Source organism: Marinoscillum sp. (genome assembly GCF_965229915.1).
Classification (GTDB): Bacteria; Bacteroidota; Bacteroidia; order Cytophagales; family Cyclobacteriaceae; genus Marinoscillum.
The window spans coordinates 1,641,222-1,655,123 of sequence record NZ_CBDDJZ010000001.1 but is presented as its reverse complement, the minus strand read 5'-3'; the positions used below and the strand labels follow the sequence as shown (position 1 = coordinate 1,655,123).

General features: G+C 43.4%; 17 protein-coding genes. 6 read left to right on the top strand and 11 right to left on the bottom strand.

The annotated features are described in order from the left end of the window. The first annotated feature begins 68 nt into the window (after positions 1 to 68). The gene (locus tag ACO067_RS07165) at positions 69 to 440 is read left to right on the top strand and encodes a BlaI/MecI/CopY family transcriptional regulator (protein WP_421872457.1); all 372 of its coding nucleotides are present in this window, start codon (positions 69 to 71) and stop codon (positions 438 to 440) included. After that, positions 437 to 1,822, top strand: coding sequence for a M56 family metallopeptidase (locus ACO067_RS07160; protein WP_421872455.1), 1,386 nt, complete (start codon positions 437 to 439; stop codon positions 1,820 to 1,822). The genes ACO067_RS07165 and ACO067_RS07160 overlap by 4 nt, the downstream gene beginning before the upstream one ends. 30 nt (positions 1,823 to 1,852) lie before the next feature. Here the strand turns inward: ACO067_RS07160 and ACO067_RS07155 are convergent, their stop codons facing one another. Together ACO067_RS07155 and ACO067_RS07150 are read right to left on the bottom strand one after the other, a co-directional pair. Beyond that, positions 1,853 to 3,214, bottom strand: coding sequence for a M20/M25/M40 family metallo-hydrolase (locus tag ACO067_RS07155; protein ID WP_421872453.1), 1,362 nt, complete (start codon positions 3,212 to 3,214; stop codon positions 1,853 to 1,855). A gap of 144 nt (positions 3,215 to 3,358) precedes the next feature. Then, positions 3,359 to 4,585, bottom strand: coding sequence for a 3-phosphoshikimate 1-carboxyvinyltransferase (locus ACO067_RS07150; protein WP_421872451.1), 1,227 nt, complete (start codon positions 4,583 to 4,585; stop codon positions 3,359 to 3,361). 77 nt (positions 4,586 to 4,662) lie between these two features. On the opposite strand from ACO067_RS07150, the gene ACO067_RS07145 reads away from it, so the two are divergent. Next, the gene (locus ACO067_RS07145; protein WP_421872448.1) at positions 4,663 to 4,824 is read left to right on the top strand and encodes a hypothetical protein; all 162 of its coding nucleotides are present in this window, start codon (positions 4,663 to 4,665) and stop codon (positions 4,822 to 4,824) included. Here the strand turns inward: ACO067_RS07145 and aroB are convergent. Continuing rightward, positions 4,817 to 5,848, bottom strand: a complete 1,032-nt coding sequence (aroB, locus tag ACO067_RS07140) for a 3-dehydroquinate synthase (protein ID WP_421872446.1) — start codon at positions 5,846 to 5,848, stop codon at positions 4,817 to 4,819. The genes ACO067_RS07145 and aroB overlap by 8 nt on opposite strands. Before the next feature lie 82 nt (positions 5,849 to 5,930). Between aroB and ACO067_RS07135 the strand changes: the two genes are divergently transcribed. Together ACO067_RS07135 and lysS are read left to right on the top strand one after the other, a co-directional pair. Next, positions 5,931 to 7,115 carry a proline dehydrogenase family protein gene (locus ACO067_RS07135; protein WP_421872444.1) on the top strand — a complete coding sequence of 395 codons (1,185 nt, stop codon included), beginning with the start codon at positions 5,931 to 5,933 and terminating at the stop codon, positions 7,113 to 7,115. A gap of 3 nt (positions 7,116 to 7,118) precedes the next feature. Further along, positions 7,119 to 8,837: a lysine--tRNA ligase gene (gene lysS, locus ACO067_RS07130; protein WP_421872443.1), complete on the top strand. Its 1,719-nt coding sequence runs from the start codon at positions 7,119 to 7,121 to the stop codon at positions 8,835 to 8,837. A gap of 60 nt (positions 8,838 to 8,897) precedes the next feature. Here lysS and ACO067_RS07125 read toward each other — a convergent pair whose 3' ends face one another. The 5 genes from ACO067_RS07125 to ACO067_RS07105 all read right to left on the bottom strand — a co-directional run bounded on the left by ACO067_RS07125 (position 8,898) and on the right by ACO067_RS07105 (position 11,710). After that, complete coding sequence (locus ACO067_RS07125) at positions 8,898 to 9,356, bottom strand: GNAT family N-acetyltransferase (RefSeq protein ID WP_421872441.1); 459 nt, start codon at positions 9,354 to 9,356, stop codon at positions 8,898 to 8,900. Between the two features lie 3 nt (positions 9,357 to 9,359). Next, complete coding sequence (locus ACO067_RS07120; protein ID WP_421872439.1) at positions 9,360 to 9,692, bottom strand: TfoX/Sxy family protein; 333 nt, start codon at positions 9,690 to 9,692, stop codon at positions 9,360 to 9,362. Between the two features lie 17 nt (positions 9,693 to 9,709). After that, the gene (gene murI / locus ACO067_RS07115) at positions 9,710 to 10,531 is read right to left on the bottom strand and encodes a glutamate racemase (RefSeq protein WP_421872437.1); all 822 of its coding nucleotides are present in this window, start codon (positions 10,529 to 10,531) and stop codon (positions 9,710 to 9,712) included. A 13-nt stretch (positions 10,532 to 10,544) separates the two neighbouring features. Next, complete coding sequence (locus tag ACO067_RS07110; protein ID WP_421872435.1) at positions 10,545 to 11,090, bottom strand: hypothetical protein; 546 nt, start codon at positions 11,088 to 11,090, stop codon at positions 10,545 to 10,547. 68 nt (positions 11,091 to 11,158) lie between these two features. After that, complete coding sequence (locus ACO067_RS07105) at positions 11,159 to 11,710, bottom strand: hypothetical protein (protein ID WP_421872434.1); 552 nt, start codon at positions 11,708 to 11,710, stop codon at positions 11,159 to 11,161. A gap of 220 nt (positions 11,711 to 11,930) precedes the next feature. Here ACO067_RS07105 and ACO067_RS07100 point away from each other — a divergent pair, with 220 nt between their 5' ends. Then, a complete protein-coding gene (locus ACO067_RS07100) occupies positions 11,931 to 12,389 on the top strand; it encodes a hypothetical protein (RefSeq protein WP_421872432.1) in 459 nt (152 codons plus the stop codon). A 106-nt stretch (positions 12,390 to 12,495) separates the two neighbouring features. Here the strand turns inward: ACO067_RS07100 and ACO067_RS07095 are convergent, their stop codons facing one another. The 3 genes from ACO067_RS07095 to ACO067_RS07085 form a co-directional block, all read right to left on the bottom strand. After that, positions 12,496 to 13,206, bottom strand: coding sequence for a YebC/PmpR family DNA-binding transcriptional regulator (locus tag ACO067_RS07095; RefSeq protein WP_421872430.1), 711 nt, complete (start codon positions 13,204 to 13,206; stop codon positions 12,496 to 12,498). 68 nt (positions 13,207 to 13,274) lie between these two features. Further along, entirely contained in the window at positions 13,275 to 13,637 is a 363-nt protein-coding gene (locus ACO067_RS07090; RefSeq protein WP_421872428.1) for a LytR/AlgR family response regulator transcription factor, read from the bottom strand. Between the two features lie 37 nt (positions 13,638 to 13,674). Further along, positions 13,675 to 13,872, bottom strand: coding sequence for a hypothetical protein (locus ACO067_RS07085; protein ID WP_421872426.1), 198 nt, complete (start codon positions 13,870 to 13,872; stop codon positions 13,675 to 13,677). Positions 13,873 to 13,902: the final 30 nt, after the last annotated feature.

The window sequence follows — 13,902 nt, the reverse complement described above, 5'->3', positions numbered from 1 at the left end:
AACGTAAGTTAACGTTAATAACGCAACATTGAGTTTTATAACTCAATGTTGCGTTATATATTTGTCTCATGAAAGAACTTACGCAACGAGAGTTGGCCGCTCTGGAAATTCTTTGGGATATAGAAAAGGGATTTGTCAATGATGTACTAGACAAGTACCCTGACCCCAAGCCACCCTATACCACGGTCTCATCTATCATTCGGATTTTGGAAGATAAAGGATATGTAGGTCATAAAGCCTATGGAAAGACGCATGAGTATTTCCCGTTGATCTCCAGAATCAAGTACAAAAAGTATGTAGTCAAAGACCTGGTGGGAAATTTCTTCGGTGGATCTATTAATAATGTGGTGTCGTTTATGGCCGAGGAGGATGAGCTATCTGATAGTGATATCCGTGAGATCGCAAATCTGATTGAGAAATACAAAAGAGATCAATCATGAGCTTTTTGACTTACCTTCTTGAAGCAGCCTGTTGTCAGTTCTTATTTTGGATTGTTTACAGACTTTTTTTACACCTGCTTTCTTCGTTCCATTGGAATCGCCTTTATCTATTAGCTTCGGTTCTGCTAGCCTTTCTCCTTCCAGCTTTGGAAATACCCGTTTACTCCACTGCTGGAGCATTGGATGTTCAAGAATGGAGTTGGTCATCATCTGTTCCAGTACATACAGTTGAATCAGAAACTGCCGTAACATCCATATCCTGGAGCATTGTTTTCAATAATACGCTTCTTGGAATTTACCTAGTAGGATTCAGCTATTTTATTGGGAGATTGTCCTTATCCATTAGGCGAGTATTCATCTTGGTCCGTAGGAATCAGTCTGAACGCCTTTCGAAGCTTACATTAATTCACTTAAATGAAGGCACTCGATTTTTCACCTTCTGGAAATGGGTATTTGTTTCTGGTCTTCAAAGTCTTGATGATGAATCTAAACAACTTATTCTGGCCCATGAAAAAGCCCATGTTGACCAAAGACATACACTTGATTTGGTGCTTTTAGAATTAGCTACCATTGTTTGCTGGTTTAATCCATGCATTTATAAGATCAAATCTGATTTACGTTTGATTCATGAGTTTCAGGCAGACGAAGCAACTATGGCGCATCAAGTAGATATTAGCCAATATTCGCATTTGATGCTTTCCCTTGCCGGTGGATCCAATAAGGGTATTACACATTCTTTCTCCAAACAAAATCTTAAAAAACGAATCATGATGATTAACTCACCAAAGTCAGATCCTATGAGTCTGTTTCGCTATGCTTTAATTCTTCCAATAATCCTGATTACTGGAGGCATCTTTTCATGCACTCAAGAGACGGATAGTGTCTCAGTGGAGATAGCAAATTCAGGACCGATGATTAAGAGCATTAACTGGGAAGGGAATACGGAGTACACAGACAAGCAACTGACCAGTGCATTAGGTATCCAGGAAGGAGAGAGGTACTCCAAATCTACTCTTGATAATATAGAAAGCTTGCTTTTCGAAAAGTCAGGAGTTACTTCGCTATATATGGACAATGGGTATTTGTTCTTTCGAGTGGAACCGACTATTGTCAATCGTGGAGAGTCGGTTGAGTTGGAATTTGATGTCTATGAAGGACCTACAGTAGTGGTAAATTCGATTTGTGTGCTCGGTAATTTGAAGGATTATGACGCAAACCATATCTTGTCTTTCCTTGATGTTAAAACTGGTCCTTTCAATCGCAGTGACTTGATATCTAGTCAACAAAAATTAAGTGATGCGGGCATCACGGCTATACCATATCCAGAGCCTTATCAGGAAGGCCATGAGTGGTTCGTGAAAATCGAGTGGCATGTTGAATAATTAAAAAGCCGGGCTAGACCCGGCTTTTTATTAAATTCCTTCCTGATCAATCAGGTACACCATACTCGTCAGTGTGGCTGCACCGAGTTCCAGCTCTCTTTTATCCACCACCTCAAAGACATCTGCTTCGGTGTGGTGATAATTAAAGTATTTCTGAGGATTGGGTTCCATTTCCATCAGGAATACGCCTTGCTCTTCCAGTGGACTGATGTCTGCACCGCTACCACGCCGTTCGAAATCCCACACATGATAAGGTCGGAAGTAAGGCGCCCAGCTCTGTACTTTTTTCCGTTGCTCGTCTTTTCCCATAGAAGAAAAACCCATTGGCCCGAAGGATCCAGAGTCAGATTCTAGTGCAGCTATGTGCTTTTCACCTTTTGCTTTCGCTTCTTCTGCGTATTTTTTGCCACCACGGAGACCATTCTCTTCATTCATAAACATCACCACTCGCAGCGTTCTTTTGGGTCGGATGCCCAAATCAATAAAAGTTCGTCCTACTTCCACGGACATCATGCAGCCACCACCATCATCATGTGCACCGTCGCCCACATCCCACGAGTCCAGATGACCACCTACAGCGATGATCTCTTTTGGGTATTCTGATCCTTTGATCTCCCCAATCACATTGTAGGAAAGCACATCTTCTTTCATCTCACAGTGTGTTTCCACATACATTTTGAGATCTTTTTGTTTGCTTAGAAGCTTGCTCAATTCGTCTGCATCATTGGTGCTGATGGCCACTGCGGGAATTTGCGGCATTAGCGGCTTGTACACCAAAGAACCTGTATGAGGGATATCATCTCGTCGGTTGGTCATGGATCGAACGATCACTGCTTTGGCACCAAACTTCCCAGCTTCCGATGCTCCATAAGCACGCTGAACCACCGCCCCACCATAAGCGGCAAAGGTATTGACCTTAGTCGGGTCCATTTCTCCATTGTAAAAGACTATCTTTCCAGCAACAGCTTTTCCGAGCTTGTTCACCTCTTCGATGCTTTTGACCTCTACCACTTCGGCCAGTATGCCTTCAGGTCCGGTACCAATGGAATTACCAAGAGCGATGGAGTTGAGTTCGTAGGTGCCCTTTATCTGCGAGTTGGTGACACGGGTAATTTCCTTTTGTCCGCGAACCCAATGCGGTATCATCACCGGCTGTAGGTAAACGGTATCAAAACCATAGTCCATCATGAGCTGTCGGGTGTACTCAACAGCTGACGCAGCTTGTGGAGACCCACTTAGGCGCGGGCCTATTTCTTTGCATAAGTAGCGGAGGTTTTCATAGACCGGACTTTCGGTCAACTGGTGATCGTAAATCTTTTTGATCATCTCCGTATGATCGGTTTGGGAATATCCAACAATTGGGATGAGTAGTAGTAATATAATTCTCTTCATAGATGTATGTTTCAAGGGTTAGAAGCAACATGATGCTCGATAAGCAACACAATTACTTCATTTCTAGTCTGAAGTTTCTAAAAAAAATCCAGAATCCACATCGAAATGCCTTTTCAGGAAAATTTAATTGATGAGTGGAGGACTCTATCGACTCATTTCATCAATCACCACACCCACAGACTTAAAATCGTCCCAGTAGGCGGGATAGGATTTGTTGACCACTGATGGATCATCAATGACAATCTCCTGTACCTGACAAACTGGCCCGAAAGCCATCGCCATGCGGTGGTCGTCATAGGTATCAATTGGATCAATCTGATTAGGCAAACTTCCCGGCACAAGGGTCCAGGTATTGCCCTCTTCGATCAATTGTGCTCCGAGCTTGGCGAGCTCATTTTGCATGGCGGCAATCCGATCGGTTTCTTTGATTCGAAGAGATTCCAGTCCAGTCATTTTAAGTTTGGCTCCTTTTATGGCTGCCACTACAAATACCGTCTGAGCCAGGTCTGGACAGGTTTTAAAGTTGATGGAGATTTCTTTATCTATTCGATCAGTAGAGATTAGGTGTGCTCCATCATCCACATAGGTGGTTTGAACTCCGAGTTGCTCCATGATGGTGGCGATCTCCTGATCTCCCTGAAGACTGTCTTCTTTCAGTCCGCCTAATACCAGGTCGGTATTCCCATTCAAAGCTGCCATGGAGTACCAATAGCTGGCGCCTGACCAATCGCTTTCAATAGAGTATTGTCCGCCGGTGTAGGGTTGCGGAGCGATTTGGATTAACTGACCTTCCCAATACGCCTCCACTCCAAAGCGCTTCATCAGACCAAGCGTCATTTCGATGTAAGGTCTGCTGAATACCTCAGTGGTGAGGTTGATTTCTATTCCTTTGGGCAAAGAAGGGCCAATCATTAAAAGAGCTGAGATGAATTGGCTACTGATATTGCCAGGAATATCAATGCGTGTAGCTTTCTGCTCTTTGATGCCATGAATCTTCAACGGCGGATATCCCTTTTGCTTTTGGTATTCGATTTCTGCGCCAAGTTTTCTCAGTGCATCCACAAGAAGACCAATCGGACGTTGGCACATTCTTTCTGTGCCAGTGATGATTACGCCCTGACCTTTTACCCCCAAATAAGCTGTGCAGAAACGCATGGTGGTACCCGCATCCAGCACATCCCAAACCTGGCCTGATTGTTGTAATAACCTAGTCATGGTTTGAGTATCCCTGGCAGCCGCTAGGTTGTCCAAAGATAATTTGTTGCCACTCAAAGCGTTGATTAGCAATGCGCGATTGCTCTCGCTTTTAGAAGAAGTTAATTGGACTTTTCCTTTTAACGGTTGGTCGAATTTCTTAAGGAGATACTTCAAGATTTAAATAATTTTAAAAATAAGGTTAAACAGCTGGGGTGTTGTTTACGTTATTGCAATATTAACTACGATTAACTATGTCATTTTCAAAAACTCTCGGAACACTAGTAGTAACCGCCTTGGTAGGCTCGCTTACTTTTCTGGTGACTACACCAAAGAAACTGTCCAAAAACAGAGCTAAGGCCGCCAAAACTACGCAGCAAAACGGTATTGAGGATAAGGAAAATCTGTTTATTTAAGATTTTCGTAATAATCGAAGGTTTCTTCAATCCATTCCGTATCCACCTTTTGGTCATATCCACACTTGCCAATTCCCTCCAGCAGAGAGTAGTTGATTTGGCTGCCAACATTTTTTTTGTCTTGCAGCATCAACGGCAATACTTCATCTATCGGAGGTAAATCGAATTTACCATAGACCTGCAGGAGGTAGTCTACAAAATCCTGTAGCTCAGCTTTTGTGATCAACTCCAATTTCCATGATAGATATCCTTCGGTGATCATGCCGATAGAAATGGCTTCTCCATGTAGTAGTGACTTGCCGGAATTGAGATACCAGGTCTCCACTCCATGTCCTAGTGTATGTCCAAAATTCAAAATCTTGCGCAACCCTGCTTCTTTGGGGTCTTGAGCGACTACTTCACCTTTGATGGCTATGGATTTTCGAATGATCTCATTCCACTCGAATTCGGGGAAAGAGCCTTCTTTTAAAGATTGGTAATAGCTTTGGTCAAAAATCAATCCGTGCTTGATCACCTCGGCAAATCCCGATCTCAGTTCTCGCTCTGGTAGTGTTTTTAAAAATTGATCACAGACCACCACAGCATCCGGATCTTGAAATACTCCAATATGGTTTTTGAAGCCTTGGAAGTCTATTCCAAGCTTACCACCAATGTTGGCATCCACTGCGGCAAGTAAGGTAGTCGGGAAATTGACGAACCTGATTCCACGCTTGTATGTGGAAGCACAGAATCCTCCCATATCACCGATTACTCCACCACCCACATTGATTAACATTGACTTTCTGCTAAAGCCCATATCGGTCATTGCTGACCAGATATGCTGGCAGGTGTCCAGGTTTTTATGAATTTCACCACTTTTAATTTCAATGAGTGAGTGATCGGTTGCCCTAATCAGAGGCAGGCAATGGGCTTTGGTATTTTCGTCCACCAGAAAGGCGATCTTATCTGGTTGGAATCTTTCTAAAAGTTCATCGAGGGTGTTTTTTGGGTTGTCCGTAAAGGTGATGTAATCAGGTATCTTCAAACTCTTCTTTTCCTTAAGTATCTGTTAACAAACAACATAATTTTTTGGTTGAGCGCATATCTTTGCGGTCAGATTCAAAAGTATGACAGAAAATTCAAAAATCAACTTCGAAGATACGGCAACAGCCTTCGCTCATAAGAGTAATTGGGAGCTGAAGAAGTCGCACTTCGTATTTTCCACCATGAACTACCCCTTCGTGGTGAAAGCTGGTACGGCAGTGACCAACGCGGCCTTGAAGCTACATCTGCCAGTAAAGGGACTTATACGTAAGACCTTATTTGATCAGTTTTGTGGAGGCGAATCAATAGAAGGATCAGAACCCCGCATGATCCAGTTGGCCGAAGGTAGCGTTAAGACCATTCTGGACTACAGTGTGGAAGGAGAGGCCAATGAACATGGATATGATGAGGCCGTAGAGGAAGCTTTGCGGGTGTCTGACTATGCCAAACAACACGTGAGTATCCCCTTTTGCGTGATCAAACCAACTGGTATTGGATCTGGCAAGCTGATGGCCAAAAAGCAAAGTGGACAATCGCTAACCGAAGAAGAACAGAAACGATTTGATCGGATCTTTGAAAGGCTGGATACCATCGTGGCGCAGGCAGTGAAGAATGACATGAAATTCATGGTGGATGCGGAGGAGTCCTGGTATCAGGATGTGGTAGATGAAATGGTGTATCGCCTGATGAAGAAATACAACAAGGAAAAAGCCTATGTCTACAATACCTATCAGCTGTATCGCCATGAGGCTTTGGCCAATATGAAGAAGGGTTTTGAGGAGGTAACAACAGCAGGCTGTCATTTTGCGGCCAAGCTGGTGCGTGGAGCGTATATGGAAAAAGAACGTGACCGAGCAGAAGAGAAAGGATACCAAGACCCAATCCAACCCACGAAAGAAGCCACAGACCGGGATTACAACGAGGCTTTGAAGTTTGCTGTGGAGCATATAGATCATTTTGCCGTGTGTGCTGGCACGCACAATGAAGCTTCCTGTCAGTTCCTGGCCAACCTCATTGATGTGCATAAAATTGAGAAATCCGATGATAGGGTGTATTTTGCGCAACTTTTAGGAATGAGCGATAATATTTCGTTCAAGTTGGCTGATTTGGGATACAATGTGGCAAAATATGTTCCGTACGGACCTGTGGAAAAGGTGCTTCCTTACCTGTTTAGACGAGCAGAGGAGAATACCTCAATAGCTGGACAAAGTGGGAGAGAATTCACATTGGTGAAAAAAGAATTAAAAAGAAGACGAAGTAAATCATAAACAATGCAATTAAGCGAACAAGAAATTCAGAGAAGAAACGAGCGTGAGGCGTTGATGAACATGGGGATTGATCCCTATCCTGCGGCACTTTTTGATGTGAATGTCAGTGTAAAGGACATTAAAGAGAACTACGAGCGCCGAAAGACCGACTATAAAGACATCTCTATTGCTGGTCGCTTAATGAGCAGAAGAATCATGGGCTCGGCCTCATTTGCCGAAATCCAGGATAGTACTGGTCGTATTCAGATTTATGTACGTCGGGATGATATTTGTCCAGATGAGGATAAGTCACTTTATAATGACGTCTTCAAAAAACGTCTGGACATTGGAGATATCGTAGGATTGAAAGGATATGTTTTTACCACACAAGTAGGCGAAATATCCATACACGTCACCGATATCAAGGTTCTAAGCAAATCACTGCGCCCCTTGCCTATCGTGAAAGAAGCTGAGGATGAGTCCGGCAACAAAAAAACCTGGGATGCTTTCAAGGATCCAGAGCAGCGCTACAGGCAGCGTTATTTGGACTTGATTGTGAATCCACATGTAAAGGAGACGTTCAAGAAAAGAACACAGCTGGTCAATACCATTCGTGACTTCATGAATGAGCACGGTTACCTGGAGGTAGAAACACCTATCCTTCAGCCAATTCATGGTGGTGCAGCGGCTCGTCCGTTTGAGACCCACCACAATACCCTGGACATGAAGCTCTATTTGCGAATTGCGAATGAGTTGTACCTGAAGCGGCTGATCGTTGGTGGTTTTGATGGAGTGTATGAGTTTGCCAAGGACTTCCGTAACGAAGGAATGTCACGTTTCCACAACCCGGAATTTACGCAAGTCGAGCTTTACGTGGCTTACAAAGATTATAACTGGATGATGGACTTCATGGAAGAGTTGGTGGAACGAATAGCAATCAACGTGCATGGAGATACCAAAGTCAAAGTAGGCGAGAATGTGATCGACTTCCAGCGACCATGGAAGCGGTATACGATGTTTGAAGCAATCGAGCATTTCACAGGTATAGATATCAGCAGTATGGAAGAGGATGAGCTTCGTGAGACTGCTAAGAAACTGGAAGTGCCAACTGATGAGACGATGGGCAAGGCTAAGTTGATTGATGAGATCTTTGGTGAGAAGTGTGAAGGCCAGCTGATTCAGCCGACTTTCATTACGGATTATCCTGAAGAGATGTCACCATTGACTAAGAAGCACCGTTCTAAGCCTGGCTTGGTTGAGCGGTTCGAAGCGATTTGTAATGGCAAGGAAATCATGAATGCCTACTCGGAGTTAAATGATCCAATTGATCAGCGTAAGCGATTTGAGGATCAACTGGAGCTGGCCAAGCGAGGTGACGATGAAGCCATGGTACTGGATGAGGACTTTTTGAGAGCATTGGAATATGGGATGCCTCCAACAGCAGGTGTAGGTTTGGGTATCGACCGATTGACCATGATCATGACCGATTCTAATTCCATTCAGGACGTGCTGTTCTTCCCACAGATGAAGCCAGAAAAGAAAGAAGTAAAGGTGGAGCTCAACGAGGACGAAAAACAGGTTTTTGAACTACTGAAACCTCAGGGAAAAATGGACCTAAATGCACTGAAAGATGCCACTGGCTTATCCAATAAGAAATGGGACAAAGCCGTGAAAGGCCTTAGAAATGCAGGAGTGGTCAATGTGACCAAAGAAGCAGATGGGATGATGATTGAGGTGAAATAATCAATCTCGATTCTGAAAATAGGCAAGAACCCTATTCGATTGATCGGATAGGGTTTTTGATTACAATTTCCGCCGCATTACAACTTGATCAACTGCCTGTTGCCCATTTTCCATAATGGGCTCGTCGTAATATTGTACAAAGAAGCCTTTGACGGTGAAGTCATAAACGAACTTCATCTTCTCGTAAAACTTGATCGCATCTTTGCTCACATCAGCGGTTTTGACGATCAAGTCTTCGTATCCTTCCAGCTTAGCGATTCGCACCACATACTTGATGATATCCTTCCCAACACCTTGATGCTGATACTTTTCCTCTACAGAGATATTTTTGATTTCCACTTCATGCGCAGTGTTGGGCATGAGTACAAATACGCCCACTAGTTCTCCTTCGGCTTCTGCCAGGTAACACTCACCTGCATACAGGTACTTTTCAATCATTTCTTCTGACGGATCTGCTTTGAGAAGCAAATCCATGGGTGGCTTTTCACTGTGTCCCAGCTTTCGTATTTCCAACTTCATTGACTATTTCGCTTTTAGCCGCGCATGTTCTATGCCCAGGGAGATCCATTCCACAAGTCGTGCATCAGATTGATAACCATCGGCCGACACAAAAATAAATTCTTTCATAGGTCTTTTGGTAAAATCCATTTCACGAACTGCCGGATCGGACATGACTTTTTTCATTTTATCAGATATGACTCGCACCATCAGGTCATCTTTTACCACACCTACGGACATTTTATCATCATACATAAATGCAATCCCTCCAAACATCTTCTTTTCCGTAAAATGTAGGAGATCTTCATGGGGGATATTTTGGCGAATGCGTTCCGCCAGGTCTTCATTATAAGCCATCAAATGCGAATTATCCCCTAAAGATGCATAAACTCACTGTGAATTGCACCACCAAAAAATTGGGAGGCCTTTTGATCAAAGTTGGTCGGAGAATCAGTGGTCAAAAACCGTAAGCTGCCTGTCTTGAGGCAATTAGCGTCCATCTCAGGGTGTCTATTCAGATAATCCTTCAGACTTGGCGCGACTATCTCGCCCTGGTTAAGGATTTGCACATGGTCTGGCGCCCATTTCCTGATTTTATTCATCAGCAGTGGATAGTGCGTGCATGCTAGTAGGATGGTGTCTATTTTGTCTGATTGAGCGAATAGTTGATCCAGGCACTGTTGTACAAAGTAGTCAGCTCCCGGGCTGTTGTGTTCACCATTTTCCACTAGGGGTACCCACATAGGGCAGGCTTGCTGGTGGACATGTAAGTCTGGAAATTGCTTTTGAATCTCCATCTCGTAGGATCCAGAAGAGATGGTACCACTGGTTCCTAATACTCCTACATGACCGGTCTTGCTATACGTGCCGATCACCTCAGCAGTTGGGCGAATCACACCTAACACTCTGCGGCCAGAATCGATGATTGGGAGGTCTTTTTGCTGAATGTTTCGCAGAGCCTTGGCAGATGCAGTGTTGCATGCGAGGATTACGAGTGGACAGCCCTGGTCAAAGAGTTTCAATACGCACTCTCTTGTAAACTCATAAATCGTCTCGAAGGATCGGGTGCCGTAAGGAGTCCTGGCATTATCTCCAAGGTAGAGGTAATCGTATTGAGGCAGCTCCTTCACTATTTCCTTGAGAACCGTGAGCCCACCATATCCGGAATCGAATACACCTATTGGTCCTTCCTGCATCGATTTTTAACTATTATTCGAAGGGTAATTTATCTACTACTTTTTGTAGTTTGGCCTGACTGTAGGCACCTTTGGTCATGTAAACAATTTTACCATCAGGGTCGAGGAGGTAAATGTATGGCACATCTTTGTCATCGATGTTCAGTGCATCTTTATAATCCTTCATACTGCCTTTGTAAAACAGGATGTTTGGATGCAGCTTTTTGTCTACGTCTTTCTCTACTTTTTTCATCACCGACTCGTAAGCAGGTCGTTTGGCTCCAGTAAGCATTGGGACGAAGAATACGTTCACATCATATGAAAAGGCAAATAAAGATCCTGCTTCAGGTTCCTTGATCAGTTGCTGGTAAACCGGATTGAACCATCCATTTAGGTCTTTCTCAGATTTTTTAGAAAATGCAAGGCCAATTAAGGTATGCTTGCCCTGGACATCTTCAGGGATATTAACCATTCCATGGACCAGGCTTTCACCCTCCAACTGCGGAAAAGGGGTTCCCATCTGGGCATTAGTCAGTAGCGATGCTGATACGAAAACACTAAAAATACAGAGTCTTATCATAGTCAATGTGTTTAAAACATTAACGACTAAGTTAGGATAAATATTCTGCCATTTGGAAGTCCAGTCCTTTAATTGTAAATCATATCTGCCAGACCTTTGTCAGCTATCAGGCTAAAGTGTCGGCATGGCAGAAAGGCCGCTTTTGCAACAGGGTCTGAGAGACTGACATGATCTAATTCCTCTTTTTTGTACCGCTCGGATAAATGCAGATCACAAGCCATCAGGTCTCTGAGGATGATGTTTCGAGGGTCGATCTGTACCAGTTCTTTGAAGCGCTCTTTGTACCTGGCCAGGTGTGCCGGGTGATGCATCAGATGAAACAACGTATCAAAATAAATCTGGAAAGACTCTCCACGCGTGTCTGCTCGGACGAATTTGTCCAGGTTCGTACTGCTATAATCCAGCCGCTTAAATGCACACCAGGCCCGCAAAATAATAGATTGGTCTTCGGGATTGTCCGAGTAATAAAAGAAGTCTGTTCTGTAAATGGAAGAGATCAATAACGCCTGACTGAGTGTAATTGATTCTACTGTGGACTTGAAATTGTGAGCATCGTAGTTTTTAAACCAGTAAGCTGGAGCGTTGTGTCCTTGAATGCTAAGGTATCGAAGTTGTTTCATTTTTGGGGTAGTTGGGGTTCTTGTACTTCAATGGGCTTTTAGCACCATTCCATAACTTAACCAATTTTTCTTGAATTCGCTTTATTTGATTCTATTTACATTCGTCCAAGTGTCCGATTTTGAAGATCAATGAACGTGTATTCATTAAAAAAGAGACATGAAGGAGTAACCTTTTGAGTATAATTGGAGTAAACCATACTGATCAAAACTCGAAACATTTATGTTTGGCCTATTTAACAAAAAGACTAAAAAGAAATTCAAAGCATCATGTGATTTAAGTGGGAGTATCCTTGACAGAGAGTCCGCATATTTGCTCTCCACAGCGCAGGTGATCTCGTCCAAAAAATTCTGGGATAGTAAAATGACCGAGCCTGAAACGATGACTTACACCGAAGCTCATTTTAAATCGGGAGACCAGACAGCAACTAATATTCGCAACATGATCTTTAAGAAATATTCGGCTCAAGACAAGGCCTGGGTTATTTCTGATGCACACCTGCACTTATTTGATATAGACGAGAGCAATGCCAAAGAACTTGCCAATCAGTGGTGGGACTCTGAAGGTACTGAGATGCCTGGTGAGGTGAGCAGCTCCCTTACGGCAATGGATGATCAGGAATTTGAGAATTATAAGAACTATGCTGTGAATGAAGCAGGCCGAAGAATGGTGCAGTTGTAGGCACTAGAAGATATTCTGGAGGTTACCTCCTGGGTTTAAATTTTATGTAAAGAAAAAGCCCTTCGATTTGTCAATCGAAGGGCTTTTGGTTTCCTGGGAGGTTGAGTCAGGCAATATTGGTAAATACAGCCTGCACATCATCATCATCCTCAATCTTATCCAGCATCTTTTCGATTTCCTCCATTTGATCGTCTGTAAACTCAACGGGGCTGGTAGGTAATCGCTGAAGATTCGCTTTTTTCACTTCAATTTCTTTGTCTTCAAGGGCTTTTGACAAGGTGCCAAAGTTGGTGTAGTCTGCATAAAGGTAGACCATGTCCTGATTGGTTTCTATTTCTTCCAAACCTGCATCAATGAGATCAAGCTCCAATTCTTCCAGATCCATTCCTTCTGGCTTTTCAAATTCGAAGACGGCTTTACGGCTAAACATGAATTCCAGTGAGCCATTTGGTGCCAATCCACCACCGGCTTTGTTGAAGTAGGATTTCACATTGGCCACAGTTCTGGTGGTGTTGTCTGTGGCACACTCCACAAACACCAGTACTCCGTGAGGTCCCTTGCCTTCATAAGTGATCTCAGTATAATCTGCCGCATCGGATCCGCTTGCTCTTTTGATCGCGTTATCGATGTTGTCTTTTGGCATGTTCTGAGCCTTGGCATTCTGAATGGCAGTGCGAAGTTTCGCATTCATTTCGGGCTCTGGTCCGCCTTCTTTTACCGCTACTGTGATTGCTTTGGCCAATTTTGGAAACAGCTTGGACATCTTGTCCCATCGCGCTTCTTTGGCTGCTCGTCGATATTCAAATGCTCTACCCATAGTATCTTCTATTTTGGAGCACAAAAATATGAAGTTGGATGATTTCTACAGTATTCTCCTCAGGAATTTCACTCCAGTAGAGCGATGGCGTCTTGTAGCTTATCCAAGCTAATGGGTTTTTGGACATAAGCTAAATAAGGAATTTGGTAATGATTATTCATGAACTCCTCTGAATGCGCAGATATCATGATGATTTTAGGCTGGTATTCGAGCAGTTCGATAAACTCCGGACCCTCCAAACCAGAGATATTGATATCTAGAAATATCAGGTCGGGCTTTTTCTTTTCTATCTGGATGCTGGCATTGACTGTGTCTGCATACATCCCCAGAAGGCGGATGTTTCCGAGTTTTTTTAGGTAGAAGGACAAGAGCTCCTGATGGTGTACCTCATCTTCTACGATAATACAGCTATAGCTTTTGATACTAGTCATTACTGGTTGTGGTTAGACCAGTGACAAAGGTACTCTCTCAATTTTTACCCCAGCTACGAAGGTTTGAATTATTGAGTGTTCGAGCGATTTCAGCAATCTGTTTTGGGGAGGACACGTAAAGATACATGGAAAGAGAAGGCTCCTTGTTCACCATAGTGTACGCCTCAAAATCCTCCATCAAACCGCCTTGAAATTCCTGGTCAAACCAGATTACTCCTTGAATATCATTTTTCATACTATCAAATGATAGTATTTTGCATTAAAA